This window comes from Flavobacterium sp. LS1P28 (assembly GCF_003970335.1).
GTDB lineage: Bacteria > Bacteroidota > Bacteroidia > Flavobacteriales > Flavobacteriaceae > Flavobacterium.
In genome coordinates, this window is record NZ_RYDI01000018.1 from 45795 (window position 1) to 69942 (window position 24148).

General features: G+C 36.4%; 18 protein-coding genes and 1 tRNA gene. 8 read left to right on the forward strand and 11 right to left on the reverse strand.

Features of this window, described 5'->3' with window-relative positions:
* Positions 1-139: 139 nt before the first annotated feature.
* Genes EKL97_RS12935 through EKL97_RS12945 form a run of 3 tightly spaced genes read right to left on the reverse strand, consistent with a single transcriptional unit; the run spans position 140 to position 4797 of the window.
* The gene (locus EKL97_RS12935; RefSeq protein ID WP_126569013.1) at positions 140-2173 is read right to left on the reverse strand and encodes a protein-disulfide reductase DsbD family protein; all 2034 of its coding nucleotides are present in this window, start codon (positions 2171-2173) and stop codon (positions 140-142) included.
* The gene (tilS, locus tag EKL97_RS12940; protein ID WP_126569024.1) at positions 2173-3483 is read right to left on the reverse strand and encodes a tRNA lysidine(34) synthetase TilS; all 1311 of its coding nucleotides are present in this window, start codon (positions 3481-3483) and stop codon (positions 2173-2175) included. The genes EKL97_RS12935 and tilS overlap by 1 nt, the downstream gene beginning before the upstream one ends.
* 27 nt (positions 3484-3510) lie before the next feature.
* Positions 3511-4797 carry an anthranilate synthase component I family protein gene (locus EKL97_RS12945; protein WP_126462592.1) on the reverse strand — a complete coding sequence of 429 codons (1287 nt, stop codon included), beginning with the start codon at positions 4795-4797 and terminating at the stop codon, positions 3511-3513.
* Between the two features lie 142 nt (positions 4798-4939).
* Between EKL97_RS12945 and EKL97_RS12950 the strand changes: the two genes are divergently transcribed.
* The gene (locus EKL97_RS12950; protein WP_126569014.1) at positions 4940-5344 is read left to right on the forward strand and encodes a VOC family protein; all 405 of its coding nucleotides are present in this window, start codon (positions 4940-4942) and stop codon (positions 5342-5344) included.
* Between the two features lie 36 nt (positions 5345-5380).
* Entirely contained in the window at positions 5381-5761 is a 381-nt protein-coding gene (locus EKL97_RS12955) for a DoxX family membrane protein (RefSeq protein WP_126462598.1), read from the forward strand.
* A gap of 77 nt (positions 5762-5838) precedes the next feature.
* Here EKL97_RS12955 and lpdA read toward each other — a convergent pair whose 3' ends face one another.
* The 3 genes from lpdA to EKL97_RS12965 form a co-directional block, all read right to left on the reverse strand.
* Positions 5839-7242, reverse strand: coding sequence for a dihydrolipoyl dehydrogenase (gene lpdA, locus EKL97_RS12960; RefSeq protein ID WP_126569015.1), 1404 nt, complete (start codon positions 7240-7242; stop codon positions 5839-5841).
* Positions 7243-7369: 127 nt separating this feature from the next.
* Positions 7370-7525, reverse strand: a complete 156-nt coding sequence (locus tag EKL97_RS15600) for a hypothetical protein (RefSeq protein WP_156063275.1) — start codon at positions 7523-7525, stop codon at positions 7370-7372.
* Between the two features lie 607 nt (positions 7526-8132).
* The gene (locus EKL97_RS12965; RefSeq protein ID WP_126462604.1) at positions 8133-8591 is read right to left on the reverse strand and encodes an Lrp/AsnC family transcriptional regulator; all 459 of its coding nucleotides are present in this window, start codon (positions 8589-8591) and stop codon (positions 8133-8135) included.
* 280 nt (positions 8592-8871) lie between these two features.
* On the opposite strand from EKL97_RS12965, the gene EKL97_RS12970 reads away from it, so the two are divergent.
* On the forward strand, positions 8872-10077 hold the full coding sequence (locus EKL97_RS12970) for an aminotransferase class I/II-fold pyridoxal phosphate-dependent enzyme (RefSeq protein ID WP_126569016.1): 1206 nt from the start codon (positions 8872-8874) through the stop codon (positions 10075-10077).
* A gap of 104 nt (positions 10078-10181) precedes the next feature.
* Here the strand turns inward: EKL97_RS12970 and EKL97_RS12975 are convergent.
* The 4 genes from EKL97_RS12975 to EKL97_RS12990 all read right to left on the reverse strand — a co-directional run bounded on the left by EKL97_RS12975 (position 10182) and on the right by EKL97_RS12990 (position 12614).
* Positions 10182-10257, reverse strand: a tRNA-His gene (locus EKL97_RS12975).
* A 74-nt stretch (positions 10258-10331) separates the two neighbouring features.
* Positions 10332-11048, reverse strand: a complete 717-nt coding sequence (gene bshB1 / locus EKL97_RS12980) for a bacillithiol biosynthesis deacetylase BshB1 (RefSeq protein ID WP_126554109.1) — start codon at positions 11046-11048, stop codon at positions 10332-10334.
* Positions 11049-11100: 52 nt separating this feature from the next.
* Positions 11101-12177 carry a chorismate-binding protein gene (locus tag EKL97_RS12985; RefSeq protein WP_126569017.1) on the reverse strand — a complete coding sequence of 359 codons (1077 nt, stop codon included), beginning with the start codon at positions 12175-12177 and terminating at the stop codon, positions 11101-11103.
* Positions 12177-12614: a PaaI family thioesterase gene (locus tag EKL97_RS12990; RefSeq protein ID WP_126462616.1), complete on the reverse strand. Its 438-nt coding sequence runs from the start codon at positions 12612-12614 to the stop codon at positions 12177-12179. Before EKL97_RS12990 ends, EKL97_RS12985 begins: the two co-directional genes overlap by 1 nt.
* A 115-nt stretch (positions 12615-12729) precedes the next feature.
* On the opposite strand from EKL97_RS12990, the gene EKL97_RS12995 reads away from it, so the two are divergent.
* The 5 genes from EKL97_RS12995 (at position 12730) to EKL97_RS13015 (ending at position 23162) form a co-directional block, all read left to right on the forward strand.
* On the forward strand, positions 12730-14256 hold the full coding sequence (locus EKL97_RS12995) for a hypothetical protein (protein WP_126569018.1): 1527 nt from the start codon (positions 12730-12732) through the stop codon (positions 14254-14256).
* A gap of 151 nt (positions 14257-14407) precedes the next feature.
* On the forward strand, positions 14408-16183 hold the full coding sequence (locus EKL97_RS13000) for an endonuclease (protein WP_126462622.1): 1776 nt from the start codon (positions 14408-14410) through the stop codon (positions 16181-16183).
* Positions 16184-16494: 311 nt separating this feature from the next.
* Entirely contained in the window at positions 16495-18330 is a 1836-nt protein-coding gene (locus tag EKL97_RS13005; protein WP_126569019.1) for an endonuclease, read from the forward strand.
* A 91-nt stretch (positions 18331-18421) separates the two neighbouring features.
* The gene (gene purL / locus EKL97_RS13010; RefSeq protein ID WP_126569020.1) at positions 18422-22174 is read left to right on the forward strand and encodes a phosphoribosylformylglycinamidine synthase; all 3753 of its coding nucleotides are present in this window, start codon (positions 18422-18424) and stop codon (positions 22172-22174) included.
* A 292-nt stretch (positions 22175-22466) separates the two neighbouring features.
* The gene (locus EKL97_RS13015) at positions 22467-23162 is read left to right on the forward strand and encodes a DUF4386 domain-containing protein (RefSeq protein ID WP_126569021.1); all 696 of its coding nucleotides are present in this window, start codon (positions 22467-22469) and stop codon (positions 23160-23162) included.
* Between the two features lie 189 nt (positions 23163-23351).
* Here EKL97_RS13015 and EKL97_RS13020 read toward each other — a convergent pair whose 3' ends face one another.
* Positions 23352-23753, reverse strand: a complete 402-nt coding sequence (locus EKL97_RS13020) for a group II intron maturase-specific domain-containing protein (RefSeq protein WP_410503680.1) — start codon at positions 23751-23753, stop codon at positions 23352-23354.
* Between the last annotated feature and the right edge of the window lie 395 nt (positions 23754-24148).

Below are 24148 nucleotides of genomic sequence, written 5' to 3' on the forward strand. Positions count from 1 at the left end.
CTCACGCATCAATACTGAGTAAATTAAGTCTATAGTATTAAATATAAACACAAATCACACGAATTTCCACGAATTGAATCGTAGAAATTAGTGCAATTCGTGTTTAATATTAGATCTAGTATTTTTCCAGACGTACCTGTTATTCTACCTTTTTAAATCTATCAATTCCTTCTCTTAACCATCCTTTGTAGGCATTGATATCTGAGTTATAACTTTCTGGTTTATCAGACAGCATATTCTCTTCTACATCTAAAACAATGTAATACGGTTGCGCATTGGCTTTGTACCTTGTAATTTGGAAATCGCTCCATTTATTACCCACACTTACAATTTCTTTACCCGTTTCTTTAGATACGTATTGCTCGCTTTTTGGCAATTCTCTTTTATCATCTACATACAAAGAAATCAATACCACTTCTTCTTGTAATATTTTTAAAATCGCAGGATCTGACCACACATAATCTTCCATTTTTCTACAATTCACACAGGCATAACCCGTAAAGTCAAGTAAAATAGGTTTGTTTACTGATTTGGCATAAGCCAATCCTTTTTCATAATTATCAAAAGCAATAAGATCATGTGGCCCTAAATGTGCGCCTTCCGGCAAAATTTGGGCAGATGCATTTGAGCCACCTTGGGAGTTTCCTACTCCGTAAGGACTTTCGCTATAGGTCATTGGCGGCGGGAAACCAGAAATTAATTTTAATGGCGCTCCCCAAATCCCAGGAATCAAATAGATGGTAAAGGCCAAAACTACTAATCCAAAGGACAGTCGTCCTACTGAAATATGTGTCATCGGGCTATCGTGCGGCAACGTAATTTTCCCGAATAAATAAAAGGCCAATGTTCCAAAAATAGCGATCCATATTGCCAAGAACACTTCTCTTTCCAAGAAATGCAATTGCAAAACCAAATCAGCATTCGACAAAAATTTAAATGCCAAAGCCAATTCTAAAAAGCCTAAAACTACTTTAACTGTATTCAACCAACCACCGGATTTTGGCAATGAATTCAACCAACCCGGGAACATCGCAAACAACATAAAGGGTAAGGCTAGAGCCAATGAAAACCCAAACATACCCACAATTGGAGCTATTCCGCCTTTAGAAGCCGCTTCGACTAATAGGGTTCCTACAATCGGTCCGGTACACGAAAACGAGACAATCGCTAACGCCAAAGCCATGAATAAAATTCCAACTATCCCACCTCTATCCGCTTGATTATCCACTTTATTTGCCCAAGAATTAGGCAGCATAATCTCAAAACCACCCAAAAAGGAAGCTGCAAAAGTGACTAACAAAACAAAGAAAATAATATTGAACCAAACATTCGTGGACAACGCATTCAGCGCATCGGCACCAAAAATCCACGTCACTAAGAATCCTAAAACCACATAAATGAATATGATAGCTACTCCATAAATAATGGCATTACTAATCCCTTTTGCTTTTGTTTTGCTTTGTTTAGTAAAAAAACTGACTGTCATAGGAATCATTGGGAAGACACAAGGCGTAAGCAATGCGGCAAATCCAGATAAAAAAGCAATGAAGAAAATAGACCATAATCCTCTTTTTGTAGCTGGTTCAGAGTCTAGAGGAACGATTTTTTCAGGAGTAACTGTTTCTTCGTTATTTACATCCGGACTTACAGCTGCTGTATCAACTTTAGCCGTATCTATCACCGGTAAAACGGGGACTACAGCAGCTATTTCTGCTATTTTTGATGCCGAAGGAATTTTAAACGTAAAATTCTTCTCCATGTTAATACAAACATCTTTGCACACCTGGTAATTGAAATCGACTTTAATTTCAGTCAGCTTAGGATTTGTTAGTGTAATTTCCTGTTGAATTTGACCTTTCTTTTCGAAGAATGTTTCGTTAACTTCAAATATGTCATTAAAAGCAGTTCTCCTTTTGCTTTCTTTGGCTTTGCCCACTAAAGTGAAGTTCCCTTTTTGGTTTTTGAAAATGATTTCCAGTGGCAACGGCCCTCCGTCTGGAGTAAATTGAGAATACAAATGCCAATCCTTTTCTATAACAACATTAAAAGTAAGGATATAATTAGTGTCCGATTTTTTTTCTATTTTAGTTGTCCATTTGGCGGGATCTAGAATCTGGGCATTTCCATTGGCAAAAGCCAAAAAAGCAATAAGTATAAATAGTAGTTTCTTCATTATTCTGATTGTATTTTTAGTATATTTTTAGTTGTGTTGTCTATTCTAAAACGTTCATCCTGACGTAGACCAATTATCCAGACTATTTCATCATTCGAACATAAAAGCCAAGAATTTTCTTTTTCTAGCAAGGATAATTTTTCATCTTTAAAAAGCTTGCTTACTTTTTTTGACTTACCGTTCATCCCAAAAGGCTGAAAACTATCGCCTTCGTTCCAATGGCGTAAAATTAATGGATACTGCACTTTATCACCATCTACAAAGATAGTTTTATTTGAAACGATACCAATGTCGGCTACTTTGCAAAACGTAAGATTTAAGGGAATATTAACTTCTTTTTGATTTTCATCTATAAAATATTTGTCCTTTACATTTACGAAATTTATCGGACTTAGGATTAAGTAATCCCTGTCTTTTAATACTCTATATTCTGGAGAAAAAACATGTTTCCCAGATTGACTATCAACCAAATCATAAATATCATCCCAAGCTTTGAATCCAAATTCTTTCAGCCATTGGTACAAATAAGATTTGTAATTGGGTAATTTTTTTAGTTTTTTTAAATCAAAATAAATAGTCTCATTCTCTTGCTTTACCACTTGCTGATAAATCATAATTGAAGCATCTTCAGCCATAACTTGCGCGTCTTGCAAATACAGTTGTGTTTTGTGAAACGAGGAAAGAAAATTAGAATTCAATTCTTTTAACATCGGAACCAGATGATGCCGAATTTTATTCCGAAGGTATTTATCGGATGCATTACTGCTGTCCTCGCGCCATTTAATGTTATTTAATTTGGCATAATCTTCCATTTCTTTTTGGTTAAAGGCCAAAAGTGGGCGAATTACTTTATCGTTCTGCTCCGGAATTCCTGTCAAACCTTCTAATCCTGTTCCACGACTCAGATTGATTAGGAACGTTTCCAAATTATCATCGGCATGATGTGCTGTGAGAATATAATCGAATTTCTCAGTCTCTAATAACTCATAAAACCAGTTATATCGCAACTCGCGCGCGGCAACTTGTGTCGAAATTTTATAATCTTCAGAAAAAGCTTTGGTGTCAAATTGTGTTATAAATACTGGAATAGCATTTGCAGCAGCATATTCCTGGACAAAATTTTGGTCTTCAAAACTTTCCATTCCACGCAATTGAAAATTACAATGTGCAATTCCAATTTTATAATTCAATTGCTGAAACAAATGCACCAATACCATACTGTCTTTCCCGCCACTTGTAGCAAGAAGTATTTTTTTTCCGTTCAAGAACTGGAAATTATGAAGAAGATGGTTTTGGAATTTCTGTAGCATATTCAAATTTAATTCATTCATTTTGATTTAACTTAAAACTTCTCGCATCGCTTTTGCTTTAAGCAAACATTCTTCATACTCCTTTTCAGGAATTGATGGCGACGTGATAGCGCTTCCAACTGAAAAAGAAACATATTTTTTTTCTTGATTGTACAAAATGCTTCGGATAACTACATTAAAATCGAAATCACCATTTGGTGTAAAATACCCCACAGCACCGCTATATAAACCGCGTTTTGTTTCTTCGAGTTTTTCAATTATTTTCATCACCGAAATCTTTGGTGCACCCGTCATACTTCCCATTGGGAAAGTTGTTTTTAAAGTATCTACTATAGAATAGTGCGCCTCTAACTTTGACGTAACCGTTGATATCATCTGATGCACTTGCAAAAAAGAATAAATTGTACACAACTCTTGTACTTCAACGGATCCTTTTTGTGCTGTTCGAGACAAATCATTGCGCACTAAATCCGTAATCATAATATTTTCGGCCCGTTCTTTTGGGTCTAAAGCCAATTGCATTTTCGATTTTTCATCTTCAATTGGGTCTGAAAATCGTTTTGCAGTTCCTTTAATCGGTTGCGAAATAATTAGTTCTCCTTCTTTCCTTAAATAACGTTCCGGTGTCGCCGAAAGTAAAAAGTGATTGTTGTTTTTAAAAAAAACGGCAAATGGCGGCTGAGAAATTTCGTTGAGTTTTATAAATTTTTCTATGGGGTCAATCGTTGCATTTTCAGCAAAAAATTCCATACAGAAATTGGCTTCATAAATATCGCCCTGATGAATGTGTTCCAATATTTTTGAAACTTTTTGAAGATAATTCTCTTTCGGAATCCGTTGTTGGATCGTTATTTGTGAATTTTGAACGCTCAACGCTGAACACTGAACACTAATTTCTTTAAAGTCTGCCTCCACTTCCTCCACACACATATTGAGATATTGAATTTCGAGTTGATTTCCTTTCAATAAAAACAGTTTCTTAGGTTGGAAAAAATACAAATCCGGAAAATCCAGCCCGTCAAAATTAGCAGATTGCAACTGCTCAATATCATTTTTTAAATCATACGATAAATAACCAAAAAGCCAATCTTTCGTATTTTGCTGGTACTGTTTCAAATCCTCAAAGGCATTGTAAACATCTGTTTTGATGGAGGTAAAAGCATCTACGGCAAGAATACAATCGCAACTGGAGTACTGTTGCGGATACTCATTACTATCCATAAAAACAACTTCACGAAATTGTTGTGACCAAAGTAAAAGTTGTTGTTTGAACAATTTTGAATCAGAAATAGACTTATAAATTGAAGTTCTCAAAAAGTTTTAATGTTTAAAAATTCAAAATTACAACAAAAAAAATTCTTCAATAACTGGTTATGCTAAAATTAGCTTATTTTTTTGTAAATTTGGTAGTGCGTGATCAATTTTGGATTTTTTTAATCGTTTAATCATTCCCGTTATGGCTTCAAAAATTTTCCTTAATTTAGCAGTTAAAGACCTTAAAAAATCCATTGTTTTTTTTACACAACTCGGATTTTCTTTCAATCCTCAATTTACTGATGAACAAGCCACTTGCATGATTACAGGAAAAAACATTTTTGTGATGCTGCTTACTGAGCAACGATTTAAAGACTTTACCAAAAAAGAAATTTGCAATGCCCATAAAAATACCGAAGTATTAATTGCAATAGATGTTGAAAGCAAAAAAAAAGTGGACGAAATAGTACCAAAAGCGATATTTGCGGGTGGTACAACGTATATGGAGCCACAAGATCACGGATCGATGTATGCCCATGGTTTTGCGGATTTGGACGGACACCAATGGGAAATTATGTGTATGGATGAACGTGCAATTCCCCAATAATTATTCTCAAATATGTAACCAATAAAACCATATACTATGAAAATTGTAATTATTATTATCCGAACTTTAATTGGAATTTTGCTTCTTTATGCATCAATTAGTTTTTTTCTAAAACTAGCTCCAGAACCAGAGGTTACCGGAAATTTCAAGGCTTTTAATGTGGGCTTGGTTGCCTCTACTTACATTATGCCATTAGCCAAGTCTATTGAGTTGTTATGTGGCCTAGCCTTTTTGACAGGGCGTTATGTTACTCTTGCCAGTATTTTAATTTTACCAATAACCATAAACATTTTATTCATAAATTTTTTCTTGTCTCCAGAGGGAATTCCTACTGCCCTTTTCTTATTCTTGGGAAATATGTTTCTAATTTTTAACCATTGGAACAATTATAAAAGTTTATTTATTGCTAAAGACTAAATAAGTGCACCTCATAACAAAATAACCCGCTCAATGTAGCGGGTTTTTTTATTCTATAGCAAAAATTCATTCTTTAATTAGACATGCAAAGCTCTATTGTCAGTAGCGGCTAGTGCTGCTTCTTTGATCGCTTCTGCAAATGTTGGGTGAGCATGAGACATTCTGGAAATATCTTCAGCAGAAGCTTTGAATTCCATTGCAACTACTGCTTCAGCAATTAAATCCGCACAACGAGCCCCAATCATGTGAACGCCTAGTACTTCATCTGTTTTTGCATCAGCAAGAATTTTTACAAATCCGTCTAGATCGCCACCAGCTCTTGCACGTCCTAAAGCTTTGAAAGGAAAACTTCCTGCTTTATACTCAACTCCTGAAGCTTTCAATTGCTCCTCTGTTTGTCCTACAGCAGCCACTTCTGGCCAAGTGTACACAACTCCGGGAATCAAATTATAATCGACATGTGGTTTTTGACCTGCTAATATTTCAGCCACCATGGCTCCTTCTTCTTCTGCTTTGTGTGCTAACATTGCGCCACGCACCACATCGCCAATTGCATAAATAGTAGGAACTGAAGTTTGCAAATGATCATTTACTTCTACCATTCCTCTATCTGAGATTTTCACACCTGCTTTATCAGCATTTAATCCGTCAGTATACGGACGACGACCTACAGAAACTAGGGAATAATCTCCTTCCAGCGTAATTGTTTCTCCTTTTGTATTTTCAGCTTGAACTACAACGCCTTCACCATTTCGTTCTACGGATTTCACTTTGTGTGAAACATAGAATTTCATGCCTTGTTTTTTTAATACTTTAGTCAATTCTTTAGACAATGAAGCATCCATTCCTGGAATAATTCGGTCTAAATATTCTACAACAGAAACTTGTGATCCCAATCGCAAATACACTTGACCTAATTCGATCCCGATAACTCCACCACCAATAATTACTAAATGTTTTGGTACTTCTTTAAGTTTCAATGCTTCGGTTGAAGTGATGATTCTTTCTTTATCAATTTTGATAAAAGGCAAAGAAGATGGTTTTGAACCTGTAGCGATAATGATGTTTTTGGCTTCGATAGTTTCAGAAGTTCCGTCTGCTTTTGCCACCGCAACATGCGTAGCATCAACAAATGAACCCAATCCTTCCAGAACTGTAATTTTATTTTTGTCCATTAAAAATTTCACACCACCAGAAGTCTGATCTACAACTGCTTGTTTGCGCGCAATCATTTTTTCAAGGTTTACTTTTACTTCCCCGGAAACTTCAATTCCGTGATCTGCAAAATGTGCAATTTCACTGTAATGATGAGAAGAAGCAAGCAGTGCTTTTGAAGGAATACAACCAACATTGAGGCAAGTTCCTCCAAGAGTGGAATATTTTTCGATAATTGCTGTTTTAAAACCCAGTTGTGCACAACGAATTGCTGATACATATCCGCCTGGTCCAGAACCTATAATGACTACGTCAAATGAACTCATAGTATTTTTTTTTATTGTGTTTTTATAAAATGTTCCACAAAATTAAGGAATTAAGTTTTGTTTGAAGTTTAATTCAGAAGGTTTTTTGTTATGAAAATGACATAACCAATATTCATCAAAAAATTATTTATGGCTTTTTAGAAGGATCTCTATAAGTATGAAAATCAGAGTAAATAATAATTTCATCATTAAATACTTCATAAATAATTACAAAAGGGAATTTTTTAAAGGATAATTCTCTGAAAAACGGTTCTTTTTTTAGTGGGAATAGTTCAGGATTCATTTTTAATATTTTTAAATATCTTTTAAGATAAGTAGTTGGAACTATTTAATGTCATACTAAAAAATGAGTGAAATAATATTTAACATATAAGTCATATAAGAATTAAACCTTAAATGACCTTATGATTGTTATAGTTACATAAGGCTAACATAATCGAAACTTAAACTTACATGGCTTATATGGTAAAAAAAATGCAACATTGTTTTATTCTTATTGCTTAAGCAAAAAAAACTTTGCCTAATCCCTTTTTTTACTTTTATAAATTTCAATAGCCTCAATTATTTCAATTTCTGCTAATTTTGAAATAACTATTTTAAAAACCATATTTGGCATTTAATTGCTTCTCCAAATCTTCCCAAGAAGTTGATAAACTATTCCCGGAATGATAGACGGTTCTGGCTTCTTCCACTTTTTGATACTGATTATCCGAAACTAGGGAAGCTTTTTCTCAGTTTAAAATAGCGTCAAATATTCCTTCCAAAACGACTAATTTTGAATCATCCTGGATAAGTTTTCCAAAATTCACAATACCCTTTTGTCTAATTTCTTTAGTTTTCATGGAGCAATTGATTTATTCTAAATTTAATGACATTAAAACAATCAACATTTATATATCAACGACAGTCGTGCTTTTTACTTCGCTAATCATAAATGTGCTGTGCGTACTTCCTATATGTTGTAATGTCGTTAGTTTCGTTACTAAAAACTCTCGATAAGCTTCCATATCTTTTACCACAATTTTCAGGATATAATCATAATCACCGCTCACATGATGACATTCTAAAACTTCTTTTAGTTTCACCACTTCACTTTCGAACTTCGTGAGAAACTCTTTGGTATGCTGTATCAATTTGAGGTGACAAAAAACCACAAATCCTTTCTCGGCTTTGGAGCGATTAATCAACGCAACATACTTGTCAATAACCCCTTCTCTTTCTAATTTTTTAATGCGTTCATAAACGGCAGTAACGGAAAGATTGAGTTTTAAGGACAATTCTTTGGTTGTTTTCTTACTATCATTTTGTAATAAAAAAAGTAATTTTTTGTCTGTTGAATCTAATGTCATTGTGTTGCAAATTTCAAATTGATAGATAATCTATAAAAATCCTGATTACCGAACTAATTTAGTGAAAAAAATTAATTATTTAGTGTTATATAGTTTTATAATCTAATAAAACTACAGACTATTGATTTTTAATCTTAAAATATTTTGTTTTGAATAGGATTTCTTGACATACCGGAATGTCCAAGCCCTGATAGCAACGGCATCCTTTTACTTTTTTCTTTAAAAAGTAAAAGATAGAGTGAATAGCAGGAATAGCTTCAAATAACAATAAAAAATAATTATGAAAAATTTCAATCCCGCAGACAACATTCAGGATTTGCAGTACTTTGGCGAATTTGGTGGTGTGAATCCCTCTATTTCTGACTCCTCAACCTACACTTTTTTATCGGCAAAAACGATGTTCGATACTTTTGAAGGCAATATGGAAGGCTGTTATTTGTATTCACGTCATTCCTCGCCGAGTAATTTATACCTGGACAAAGCCTTGGCAGCCATGGAAGGCACGGAAACAGCGAACGTTTCGGCATCCGGAATGGGAGCGATTACGCCTACTTTGTTGCAATTGTGCGGTTCCGGCGACCATATTGTTTCTAGCAGAACCATTTATGGCGGAACGTATGCATTCCTGAAGAATTTTACACCTAGATTAGGTATCAAAACCACATTTGTTGACATCACAAAACTTGAAGTTGTAGAGGCTGCTATTACTGCTGAAACTAAAGTTTTGTATTGTGAGACGGTGAGCAATCCTTTATTGGAAGTGGCTGATATTAAAGGTTTATCAAAAATTGCAAAAAGACATAATTTGAAATTAGTTGTTGATAATACTTTTTCGCCACTATCCGTTTCGCCTGCTAAATTAGGAGCTGATATTGTGATTCACAGTTTGACAAAATACATCAACGGAAGCAGTGATACGGTGGGCGGAGTAACATGCGCCTCTCAGGAATTTATTGATAGTTTAAAAAATGTAAACAGTGGAGCCAGCATGTTATTGGGGCCAACGATGGATAGTCTGCGATCTGCCAGTGTGATGAAAAACTTGCGTACGCTGCACATCAGAATGAAACAGCACAGCCATAATGCGATGTATCTGGCGGAACGTTTTGAAAAAGACGGAATCAAAACAGTCTATCCGGGGTTAAAAAGCCATCCCAGTCATGAGATCTATAAAAGCATGATTAATCCTGAATATGGTTTTGGCGGGATGATGACGCTGGATGTTGGAACTTTGGTGAAAGCCAATGCTTTGATGGAGTTGATGCAGGCCAAAAATCTAGGGTATCTGGCGGTGAGTTTAGGCTTTTATAAAACCTTATTCAGCGCGCCGGGAACCTCAACTTCCAGCGAAATCCCTTTGGAGGAACAAATTGAAATGGGATTGACAGACGGTTTGATTCGGTTTTCTATCGGATTAGACAATGATATTGAAAGAACGTATCAAAGTATGAAGGTCTGTATGATGGAATTGAATCTGCTAAAATAAGGAGCCATAGTCATAGAATGATTATCCTTTAGCCGCGTATCATTTTTAAGAAAAACTAGAAAACACAAAAAAAGCTTCGAATTTCTTCGAAGCTTTTGCTTTCTGGGTGGAAGACGGGGCTCGAACCCGCGACCCTCGGTACCACAAACCGATGCTCTAACCAACTGAGCTACAACCACCATTTGCTTAGCGGTTGCAAATATACGATATAAGTTTATTTCTGCAAATATTTATTTCAAAAAATTACATGAAAATTAGATCAAATCTGCTAAGCTATTGACTGCCAAATATCTTTCAGTCGTAAAACCTTCTGCATGATCCAGTCCTGCAATCCTTCCTAAATCTCTGGAGCGATAATTCAGGCTTTCCAGAAAGTTTTTGCTTGTTATTGGGGATTCCGGTTCCTTTGAGTTGGCATCATAAAACTGGGAACTGTAGGCTAAAATTGCTTCAATTTTTTTATCGGTAAAACCTGTAATGTCGACTACAAAATCCGGCTCTATATTTTTCCATTGAATGTAATGGTAGACAATTTTTGGCCGCCAAGGCGCTTGCTTTTCGCCTGCTAATGAAGTTTCTATCTTGATCAACCCGGATAAAAAACAAGCATCAGACACTAATTTACTTCCTTTTGCATGATCAATATGGCGGTCATCAATAGCATTGCATAGAATAATTTCCGGCTGGTACTTGCGAATCATTTGTATAATTTCTAATTGGTGTTTTTCGTCATTGACAAAAAAGCCATCTCGCATTTCTAAATTCTCACGCACTGAAACGCCCAATATTTTTGCAGCAGCATTCGCTTCCTGATCTCTGATATCAGCGGAACCGCGAGTCCCTAATTCGCCACGTGTCAAATCAATAATCCCAACTGTTTTTCCTAAGGACATTTCTTTTAAAATGGTTCCCGCACAACCCAACTCTACATCATCAGGATGCGCACCAAAAGCCAATATATCTAATTTCATTATTTTCTGTTTATTTTATTTAAAGTTATACTAACTCGCCTTCATCTAATATTTATAATACTTTTTTCATTGTCATTGATTTATGGACGCTTTCCTCCCACTCTTTTTCAGGGACGCTATCTTTTGTGATACCACAACCCATATACAAATATGCGCTAGTCAATGCGAGATTCGAATCAAAATCAATTTGCATGCACCGCAAATTTACAAACAAATCAGAACTTACGGTATTGGTCGTGAAACTGCTGTTCAATTCCCCCAGAAAACCGGTGTAAAAACTCCTGTCGTACTGCTCGTTTTCTAGAATAAAAGTCTTAGCACTTTCTTTTGGCAATCCACAAACGGCAGGTGTGGGATGCAATAACTGAATTACTTTTTGCAAGCTGGAATCGGAATTTAAACGTCCAGAAATATCTGTTTTTATATGCCAGATACTTCCCGCTTTGACGCTGTACGGCTCCGTCACCAAAACTCCGGAAGCCACACTTTCCAGTTTTGAAACAATATAATCCGTTACAAACTGCTGTTCTTCTTTTTCTTTTTTGTGCCAAGTAATTTCGGATAAACCCAAATCTTTCTGCGTTCCCGCCAAAGAAATCGTTTCAAAAACGGCTTCAGTTGCTTTCAGTAATTGCTCCGGTGTAGCGCCCAACCAAGTTCCAATTTTTGGATGATAAAAACAATACACAAAAGTAGAAGGATAAAGCTGTACTAATTTTTCGAAAGTGGAAACCAAATCAAAATCTGCTACTTCAACGGTTTCTTTTCTGGAAAGCACTACTTTATTACATTCGTTATTCTTTATGGACTGGATCCCTTTGGAAACTAAAGCTTCAAAATTATTTTTAGCCAAGGCATCTACAATCGTAAATTCATTTTGAGAAATAGCATTTTCTTTTTTTTTCAAAGTAACCCGCACCATTTCCGATTCATTTTCAGGAATCAAATGCGTTTTGGCTCCATCAAAAGAGGCAAAAACAAACCCTTTTTCGGTAAAATCAACAGCTGAAAATACCGTGTCATTTTGTTGAAAAAAACCAATTACTTCTGCTGAATCAGGCTTACAATACAAAACAAAAGGTAGCTTTTCCTGAAACTGTTTTTTGGCTTTAGCTATAATTACTTCCATTATTTGTTTTCGCTTTTTCTTTTTGGCAAAATCATATTAGTCAATTTACAAAGCGATATTAAGGTATTATTTTCATCCGTAATTCGTATTTCCCAAAGATGAATGCTTCGTCCTTTGTGCACGATTCGAGCTGTTGCCGTTACAATTCCGTCACGCTTTGCTTTCAAATGATTGGCTGAAATCTCGATTCCGCGCACTTCACTTAGCTCAGAATTCACATACAGCATTGAGGCTGCACTGCCCACGCTTTCTGCTAAAGCTACTGAAGCACCACCATGCAACAATCCCATTGGCTGATGTACGGATGGATTAACAGGCATTGTGGCTACTAAAAAATCTTCTCCTGCATCAGTATATTCAATATTCAACGTTTGCATTAAGGTGTTTTTAGAAATGTGATTGCAATATTGAAGTATTTTTTCTTTGTCGAATGTCATGTTATTGGCTTTAGAAATGTAAAATTAAATAAAAGATAAGTCACAAAACAGTAATTGCAATTGTTATTCTGATTTCGAAATAGATTTTTCCTATTTTTACAAAAAATACAACTAGATGCGTGCCAAAATAGTCCTGCTTTTTATTGGAATAGTATTCTCCATTTGTTCCTGCCGATCTGATTTTGAAACCGTAGCCAGCCCCGGTGATTTAGCTTTTTCCAAAGACACTATTTATCTCGACACTGTTTTTTCAAACATTGGTTCCAGCACGTACCGACTCAAAGTATTCAACAAAAGCAAAAATGACATTACCATTCCAACCATTAAATTAGGAAAAGGATTAAGTTCTAAATACCGAATGACCGTTGACGGAATGCAGGGAACGGAAGGTAAAATTTTTACTAATGTGGCTCTTTTAGCCAAAGACAGTTTGTATATTTTCATAGAAACCACTGCAAATAGTACTGATGCTAACCCAAACGATTTTTTATACACCGATCAAATTCAGTTTGACAGTGGCGAAAACCTGCAAAATGTAGAACTGGTAACGCTCATTCAAGACGCTGTTTTTCTTTATCCAAAGCGTTTTGCTAATGGAACCACTGAAACACTTCCTATTGGAGACCAAAAAATCGATGGCTTTTATCTGGATGAAAACGATCCTGTAAATGGAAATGAATTACAGTTTACCAATGACAAACCCTATGTGATTTATGGATATGCAGCAGTTCCTTCGAATAAAACAGCCACTTTTGAGGCGGGAACCCGAGTTCATTTCCATGCTAATTCTGGGCTTATAGTAACCAATGATGCCTCCATCAATATTAATGGAACAGTATCTATAACGGATAAACTGGAAAACGAAGTTATTTTTGAAGGCGACCGTTTAGAAACTAATTTTTCGGATGTTCCGGGACAATGGGGAACCATTTGGCTTACTGATGGCAGTACGAATAACACATTGAATCACCTGACGATTAAAAATGCCACTATCGGATTATTGATTCAAAATAATGATGGCAGTACAGTTTCTATCAAAAACACTCAAATTTACAACAGCAGTACCTTTGGAATTTTGGCGCAGACCGCAAAAATAAATGGAGAAAATATAGTCATCAATAATGCCGGATTAGCCAGTTTAGCCTGTACGTATGGCGGAAATTATTCCTTTACACATTCAACCTTCAATAACAACTGGAACAGTTCCCAACAAGTGGCGGTTTTGATAAATAATTATATTTTGGGAGCAATTCCGGAAGTTAAAGATTTAACCGCAGCTACTTTTAACAACTGCATTATTTACGGTTCCTATTCAAACGAAATGAGTTTAAACAAGAAAACGGGAGCCACTTTTGAATACCAATTTAATAATTGCCTGATTAAATTTGATAACACATCGAATCAATTTGCAACGAATCCTGATTATCAATTCAGTACGGATACGGCACATTACAATGCGATACTTTTGAACAAGGATCCAAAATTCTTTAATATAACACAGAACAAATTTAATATTAACGAAACTTCGGCTGCTTTCGCAAAAGGGAATTCGGCATACCTGATTCCGTTAGATATTACAGGAAACACCAGAAGTTTACCCCCCGATTTAGGCGCATATCAAAACAAAGTATTCCCAAAATAAACAACTTTGAATGACAACACAAACTAAGACAAAACGCCTCCTATAATTAACTATTTAGTAACCTGATACACCGATTTAAAGAGTAGTTTTATCAAAAATTTTACTCAAAAATCCAATCTATTTTAAAACCAATTTAATCTATTATCAGACTATGAAACAAATCTACTCACTTCTCTTTTTATTTCTTTTCACGGCAGGTTTTGCGCAAGCGCCAGCAGGATATTATACCAATGCCACAGGAACGGGCTACACGTTGAAAACTCAATTATACAACATCATCAAAGACCATACAGTACAAACGTATGCAGGCTTATATGTTACTTATGAAACTTCCGATATTGATAATTTCTTTGAAAAGGACGGAACAGTTTTAGATATGTACTCTGAAAATCCTGCCGGAGCTGATCCATATACGTACACTATTGCAACTACGCAACGATGCGGAAGCAGTGGTTACGCAAAAGAAGGAGATTGTTACAATCGAGAACACATTATACCGCAATCTATATTCAGCGAAGCCTTACCAATGGTTTCTGATGCGCATTTCATAACGCCTACTGACGGAGAAGTAAATGGAATCCGATCTAATTACCCGCATTCTGTAGTAGCAACCGCTACTCAAACTACCCTTAACGGAAGTAAACTTGGAGCCAGTACAACAGCAGGTTATACAGGTCCTGTTTTTGAACCAATAGATGAATTCAAAGGGGATATTGCCCGTATGTATTTCTATTTTGCCACTCGTTATGAAAATACAGTTGCCGGATACAATTACCCAATGTTCAACAATTCAACTAGTAAAGTATTTACCACCGCATTTTTAAATCAACTGCTGGCTTGGCACAATCAAGATCCGGTAAGTGCCAGAGAAATTGCCCGTAACAACGCTATTTATGCGCGCCAGAACAATAGAAATCCTTACATTGACAATCCTAACTATGTAACGGCTATTTGGAAAACTGAAGCGGTTGATATTGAAGCTCCCTCTGCTGTTACAAACTTAATAGTAACCGAAACAACTTCAAACTCGGCTACTTTAACATGGACAGCAGCAACAGATAATGTTGGTGTTACCGGTTATGATGTGTATGTAAACGGTACATTAAAATCTACCGAAACAGGGTTAACTGCTACAGTAAACGGTTTAGTTGCATCTACCACTTATTCCTTTTATATTATAACCAGAGATGCTGAAAGAAATTCTTCGGTTGCCAGTACATCAGTAAATGGAACCACTAAAGCACCAGCTGCCGGTACCACTTTTTGTGCCTCTGAAGATTTTCAAACTATTCCTGCAAATGCAAGTTCTTATGCTACACAAACGTGGACTAACGCAGGAATAACATGGACCTCTACTGATTCTCGTACCGACCAAACATTAAATTCAAGAGCAATAACAATACGAAATGGCGCTCTTACCTCTTCATCTGTTGCTAATGGTATCAAGGATTTGACAGTTACCACCCAGCTTATTTTTTCTGGATCTGCAGGATCTTTTAAACTGAATGTCAATGGAACAGAAGTTGGCACTATCCCTTACAGCAGTACGTCAACGACGACGACAATACCAAACATCAATGTAACTGGGAATGTGATTATTACCCTTTCTGGAAACAGCACAGCATCAAATCGTGTTCGATTTGATGATCTTTCTTGGACTTGTGCCGCTTCACTTGGTGTTGATCAATTAGAAACAAAAAGTTTTGAAATTTATCCCAATCCATCCAATGGAAATATCAAAATAAATTTCAATAATTCAAATGAAAAATACTCGGTTCAAGTATTTTCAGTATTAGGACAAAAAGTTTTTGAAAAAGAGTATACCAACAGTTCTTCTGCAGCGGTTAACAATCTTCAAAAAGGAGTTTATTTAATTAAAATAACCAACGATTCTAAATCAGTTACTAAAAAACTAATTGTAAACTAATTTAAGCACGAACCATTTCTTTTAAAGCGGCATTTATTGCCGCTTTTTTTGTTTTATTTTAGACTTGTTTTATACATAAAAAGAAAATTTTTAGCTCCTTTACAACTTAGCGCTACAGGTTTCCTGTTTATTTTTCTAAAAAAAATGCAACCTGTTGTACTTCAAATGTTACTAATTATGTTAATAAAAATGCAAATACCTTCATAATTTCATAACATATACCATCCAAAATGTTATAAATTTGTGAGTCTTCAGTATTTTCCCATTTGGAAGCCTGAGACTAACCCCAATAACCAAAACAAATTTAAATTATGAAAAAAATCTACTCTGCATTATTATTACTGTTCGTCACAGCAACGATAGCCCAAATACCAAGTGGTTATTACAACACCGCCACAGGAACTGGCTACACACTCAAAACACAATTATACAACGTCATCAAAGGGCATACGGATAACGGATATGGCGGTTTATACACCATATATCAAACCTCGGATAGGGATTATTACTTTGAAAATGACGCCACAATTTTAGACATGTATTCTGAAAATCCTGCCGGAACAGACCCTTATAACTACTCCGCTGGAACAACCCAAAGATGTGGCACTTATAGTGTAGAAGGAGATTGTTACAATAGAGAACACATCATTCCGCAATCTACTTTTGGTTCTGCAGCCCCAATGGTTTCAGATGCCCATTTCATCACACCCACAGACGGAAAAGTAAACGGTCAGCGTTCTAATTATCCGCACGGACCGGTGACTTCAGCATCTTGGACTTCCTTAAACGGAAGTAAACTTGGAACGAGTACAACTTCTGGTTATTCAGGACCTATTTTTGAACCTATCAATGAATTCAAAGGCGATATTGCCCGAATGTATTTTTATTTTGCCACCCGTTATGAAAATACAGTTGCTGGTTATTCCTATGCAATGTTCAATGGATCGAGTAATCAAGTGTTCACGACCGCTTTTTTAAACGTATTGATTACTTGGCACAACCAAGATCCTGTCAGCACTAGAGAAATTGATCGCAACAATGCCATTTATAATTCTCAAAACAATAGGAATCCTTATATTGATCATCCTGAGTATGTACAGGCAATTTGGAACCCAAGCGCTGATGCACAAGCCCCAACTACTCCAACGAATTTAGTTGCTAGCGGAACAACATCAAATTCCGTTTCATTAAGCTGGACGGCTTCCTCTGATAATAGTGGAGTAACTGGCTATAATGTGTATATGAACAATGCTTTAAAAACAACCACAACCGGAACAACAACCACTATCACCGGACTAACCGCTTCTACTACCTACTCTTTCTCGGTAAAAGCTAAAGATGCTGCAGGAAATATCTCTGGCCCAAGTAACACGGTGAATGTGACAACTGCTACAGCAAGTGGTTCAACTGCAACAGATTTATTATTTTCAGAATATATTGAAGGCTCTTCAAACAATAAAGCTTTGGAAATTTCAAATGCAACTGGCGCTGCAATCAACTTATCGATTTATAGCATCAAAAAACAAACGAATGGTTCTGGTTCATGGAGCACTGGACTATCTTTAGCAGGAACGTTGAATACCGGCAGTAAATTCACAATCGTAAATAGTTTAATGGCGTCTAGTTGTTATCCTACAAGCTCAGCAAACCTTTCTACATCAGCAACTGAAATGGCATTTAATGGAAATGACCCTATCGGTTTATTTAAAAATGGCGTCTTAATTGATATCATTGGAACTTTTAACGGTGGAACTGCAAACTTTGCGGCAGATCAAACCCTGAGGAGAAAAGCTACCGTTACGGCACCAACAACTACTTTTAATAAAACAACCCAATGGGATTCCTTTACATCAGATACGTGTAACAATTTAGGAAGTCGTACGATTGAAAAAACACCAAAAACCAGTGTGGCTTTAGATATAAATGATATTGCCCTCTATCCAAATCCATCCAATGGAACTTTCTCTATCAATAATTCGAATAAAAGGTATGCTATCGAAATTTATTCTATAATTGGTCAGAAAATTTACAGCGACGAAAACAGCACCAAATCAGAAATTACGCTGCCAAATAGTGTAAAAGGAACGTACTTGGTTCGAGTGACTATTGATTCCAATTCATTCCTCAAGAAATTAATAATCAACTAATTAACAAAGCGGCAAATTGCCGCTTTTTTTTTACTCCAAATTTAATCTTAATTGACTAAATTTGCACCGCAATACAACAAACTACATAACAATGATCCATTTCTTTGAAAACCAAAGCAAGACTGTTTATGCCGTACATACGCAAAACGCATTGAGCGAAGTCGAAATGTCAGCTCAAGACATTTCAAGACTCAACTGGCTTTTTGCCAATTCAAATAAAATAGAAAAATCCGTACTGACGGATTTTTTTGTTGGTCCTCGCGCCACAATGATAACCCCTTGGAGTACTAATGCTGTAGAAATCACCCAAAACATGGGAATATCCGGCATCATTAGAATCGAGGAATTTCATAAAGCGACCGCTGATTTTTCTGATTTTGACCCGATGCTTTCGCAAAAGTACACCGAGTTGAATCAAGATATTTTTACTATCAATGTACTTCCGGAAGCTATTTTGGACATCGATGATATTGCTGCTTACAACAAACAAGAAGGATTGTCTTTGAGTCCGGAAGAAGTAGCATATTTAGATAATCTAGCGCTTAAATTAGGGCGAAAACTAACGGATTCTGAGATTTTTGGTTTTTCACAAGCCAATTCAGAACACTGTCGCCACAAGATTTTCAACGGAACTTTTATAATTGACGGGGAAGAAAAAGAATCTTCTTTATTCAAATTAATCAAGAAAACATCCCAAGAAAATCCGAACGATATTGTCTCGGCTTACAAAGATAACGTTGCTTTTGTAAAAGGGCCTCGGGTACAACAATTTGCTCCAAAAAGCGCTGATAAACCTGATTTTTATGAAGTCAAAGAATTTGATTCGGTTATTTCATTAAAAGCAGAAACACATAATTTCCCAACAACGGTAGAGCCTTTCAATGGGGCTGCAACAGGTTCTGGCGGAGAAATTCGGGATCGTTTAGCAGGTGGACAAGGTTCGTTGCCAATGGCAGGAACGGCTGTTTACATGACTTCCTACTCTCGTTTAGAAGCCCCATTCGACTCCGCTCAGGGCAGTAGACCTTGGGAAAATGGTATGGCCGAAAGAAAATGGTTGTATCAAACGCCAATGGATATTTTGATCAAAGCGTCCAACGGAGCTTCTGATTTTGGGAATAAATTTGGACAACCGTTAATTACGGGTTCTATCCTGACTTTCGAACACGAGCACTTCGATACGCTCAGTGTGACGGGTCGAAAATTAGGGTACGACAAAGTAATTATGCAAGCGGGCGGAATTGGGTACGGAAAATTAGATCAAGCGATTAAGAAAAAACCACAAACAGGCGATAAAATTGTTATCCTTGGTGGTGAAAATTATAGAATTGGAATGGGTGGAGCTGCAGTTTCTTCAGCAGATACCGGAGCTTTCAGTTCAGGAATTGAGTTGAACGCCATCCAACGTTCGAACCCAGAAATGCAAAAACGTGCTGCCAATGCCATTCGTGGTTTGGTAGAAAGCGATATTAATCCAATTGTTTCGATTCACGATCACGGTGCTGGCGGACATTTAAACTGCCTTTCGGAATTAGTGGAAGAAACTGGCGGATTAATTGATTTAGACAAATTGCCTGTGGGAGATCCCACCCTTTCGGCAAAAGAAATCATTGGTAACGAATCTCAGGAAAGAATGGGATTGGTTATTGCAAAGGAAAACATCGATTTATTGCAAAAAATTGCCGATCGGGAACGTTCTCCAATGTACCAAGTGGGTGACGTAACTGGAGATCACCGTTTTACTTTCCAATCAAAATCAACAGGAGCTAAACCAATGGATTTCGCTTTAGAAGACTTTTTTGGAAGTTCTCCAAAAGTGGTTATGACAGACAAAACAATTGAAAGAAATTATACTGATTTAAGTTACGACAAGAAAAACATTTCAACCTATTTAGAGCAGGTACTTCAATTGGAGGCCGTAGCTTGTAAAGACTGGTTGACCAATAAAGTAGACCGTTGTGTAGGTGGTAAAGTTGCCAAACAACAAAATGCCGGACCCTTGCAATTGCCTTTGAATAATTGTGGCGTAATGGCCTTGGATTATCAAGGAATAGAAGGAGTTGCCACTTCGATTGGGCACTCGCCTATTGCTTCATTAATTGATCCGGTGGCAGGAACAAGAACGGCTATTGCTGAATCTTTATCAAACATTGTTTGGGCACCAATAAAAGACGGATTAGACGGAATTTCACTTTCGGCAAACTGGATGTGGGCGTGTAAAAACGAAGGCGAAGACGCCCGTTTATACGCAGCTGTTCAAGCCTGTTCGGATTTTGCAATCGAATTGGGAATCAATATTCCAACCGGAAAAGATTCTCTTTCTATGAAACAAAAATATCCAAATGAAGAAGTAATTGCGCCGGGAACGGTGATTATTTCAGCAGGTGGAAATTGTACCGATATTAGAAAAGTAGTAGAGCCTGTTTTACAAAGAGATGGCGGTTCTATTTATTACATTAATTTATCACAAGATGATTTCAAATTAGGCGGTTCTTCGTTTGCACAAACGTTGAACACTATTGGACAAGAAGTACCAACGATTAAAGACGCTGCATTTTTCAAAAGAGCGTTCAATACCATTCAAGAATTAATTTTAGAAAACAATATTCTTGCAGGACATGATATTGGAAGTGGTGGTTTGATTACGACTTTATTAGAAATGTGTTTTGCCGATGTGAATTTGGGAGCTAAAATAGATTTCTCTCCCGTAGCTTCGGGATTCGAAGAAAAAGACATCATCAAATATCTTTTTGCTGAAAATATCGGAATTGTTTTCCAAGCAAAATCGGATGCTGAAGTGGAATCCAAATTAAAAGAAAATACCGTTTCTTTCTATAAATTAGGAATCCCCTCCCCAGCCCTGCCGGAAGGAGAGGAAGCCAAACTGGAAATAATCAGTTCTTCTCTTGAAACTTTGACTTTCGACATCGCTAAATACAGAGATATTTGGTTCAAAACTTCTTTTTTATTAGACCAAAAACAATCGAAGAACGGAATGGCTCAAGCGCGTTTTGATAATTATAAAAATCAAGCGTTACACTATACTTTCCCTGCACATTTTACAGGAAAAAAACCTGTAATTGATGCTTCTAAACCGCGTCCTAAAGCAGCTATTATCCGTGAAAAAGGAAGTAATTCGGAACGCGAAATGGCAAATTCCATGTACCTAGCCGGTTTTGATGTAAAAGATGTTCACATGACCGATTTAATTTCAGGTCGTGAAAATTTGGAAGACATTCAGTTCATTGGAGCTGTTGGTGGATTCTCTAATTCAGATGTTTTAGGTTCTGCCAAAGGTTGGGCGGGAGCATTTTTATACAATGAAAAGGCAAAAACAGCTTTAGACAATTTCTTCAAAAGAGACGACACCTTGTCTGTTGGAATCTGCAACGGTTGTCAATTGTTCATGGAACTGGAAGTCATTAATCCGGAGCATGACGTACACGGAAAAATGCTACACAACGAAAGTCATAAACACGAAAGTATTTTTACATCAGTGACTATACAGGAAAACAATTCAGTGATGCTTTCTTCATTAGCAGGAAGTACGCTTGGAGTTTGGGTTTCGCATGGCGAAGGAAAATTCAACTTGCCAATGGGGGAAGAAAATTATACTATTGTTTCTAAATATGCCTATGAAGGTTATCCTGCTAATCCAAACGGATCGGATTACAATACGGCCATGCTTTGCGACAAAACAGGACGACATTTAGTAATGATGCCACACATAGAGCGCTCTACATTTCAATGGAACTGGGCACATTATCCAAAAGATAGAGACGATGAAGTTTCGCCTTGGCATGAAGCTTTTGTCAATGCCAGAAAATGGGTTGATAAAAAATAATTTATTCTATACTTTCTTAAAGCGTTCCTGAAAAGGAGCGCTTTTTTTATGGAAAAGAATTTAAAAGCCATTTTGATGATTTGTAAGAAAATTAAATACATTTGAAAATAGACAAAGTGAAACAAAACTTCGCCAATCTACTCATATTTGGGTGTATATCCGGAGGTTCGTTTCGCTTATAGACTAGTTCGCGGTCAGGCAAGAAAACAACCTGCAAACTTAATGTAACGAAAAGTAAATTTAACTGACAGATATAGAAAAACGACAATGACTAACTTATACCTCCAACAAAATGATTTCAAATAAAAATTTAGCACGAATTGCAGGCTTTTGCTATTTAATTGTAATAGCTACAGGATTATTTTCCGAAGTTTTCGTTAGACAAGCATTAAGAGTGTCAAACGATGCTTTGACTACCGCTCATAACATTCAAACCAACGAAATGCTTTTTCGTTGGGGTTTTGTTGCTGACCTAATCAACTTTGTAGTTGGTTTACCGACCATACTGATTATTTATTTTTTATTCAAACGAACAAATAAGCTATTATTACAACTAGCAGTAGCATTTGTTATTATCCAAACTGCTATAATTGCAGTAAATCTTCTGAATCAAATTTCACCATTACTGATATTAAGCAACGATACTTACTTAAAGACATTCCAACCTGATCAACTTGCAACCCTTTCTCTACTATCACTAAATATTCAGACACAAGGCTACGCTATTGGTTTGGTGTTCTTTGGATTTTACTGTCTAATTGTAGGTTATGTAATTTATAAATCAAAATTTCTACCTAAAATATTTGGGGTACTTTATGCCTTTACGGGTTTGTGTTACTTGGTAAATAGCTTTACAATGTTCCTTTCAAAAGGCTTTGAAAATCCATTGTTTATATATCTTGCTATCCCGATTTTTATTGGAGAGTTATCGCTTTGCTTATGGTTGCTCATAAAAGGTATTGACACCTCTAAAATGATTAAAAACTGATACCAAAAAGACAAGACACTCTATTGACAAATAAAATGCCCGAACCGCTAATCGAGTAGACGGCTCCGCCAGAAACTGACGGAGTGCGCCTCTCACACCACCGTACGTACGGGTCTCGTATACGGCGGTTCGCAAAGTGATGGGTTGAGTTCCATGTAAATCTCCAACATTGATTGATAGCCTTTCTTCTTAAGTCGCAGTAGGGTAATTGTAGTGGTTAGAATCGGACTCTGGGCAATACGCCATCCTCCTTTTACTCACGCTTTGGTATTGTATTTTTGGTATTCGTGAATGCAGAGCATTTCTGGTTCTGCTCCAAGTATAGGCATGGTCTTTGTCAATCCCTAGTCGTATCAAGTTTTTCCTTTTGCGCTTGGGCTTTTTCCAGTCCGTCCAAATGCAGTAGCGCAGTCTATTGTGCAACCATCCATCAATATCTCGTAACTTTCCTCGAATACTCGTTCCTCGAAAATAGTTTAACCATCCTCGTTGGATTTGCTTCGCCAGTTCGCCTTTCAGGCTCGGGTCGTTGATTTTTCGGACAACGATAGCGATTTGCAATCCGTGCCCACAAAGAGAATGATTCAGCAAGAAATTATGCCCATTTAGAGTGCGAAATAGAAGTGGTTTTATTAGACTTATTTTTGTGGCAAATTGGAATTGGCACTGTTTGCAAAATTATTCCAACGATTCTCTGCAAACACTCGCGGTCTGGTTATAAATTCAATCGAAGATATTTTTAAGATAAAACAATGAAAAGACTAATCATTGCTTGGAGTTAATCATCGATGGAATGAACTATAGGTAATTAAACGGACAAGCCTATTTATTTTAAGTACTTACTGTTAAAAGTAGCCCTTTGTCTTGAATTTATTTAGTCCGTTAGTAGTGATTTATTTTATAAACAACTTCACTAGTGTCCACTAAAAAATAAAACAAGTTCTTTGAAATTATTGTAAATCTGTATTTTAAGAGTCATTTTTGAG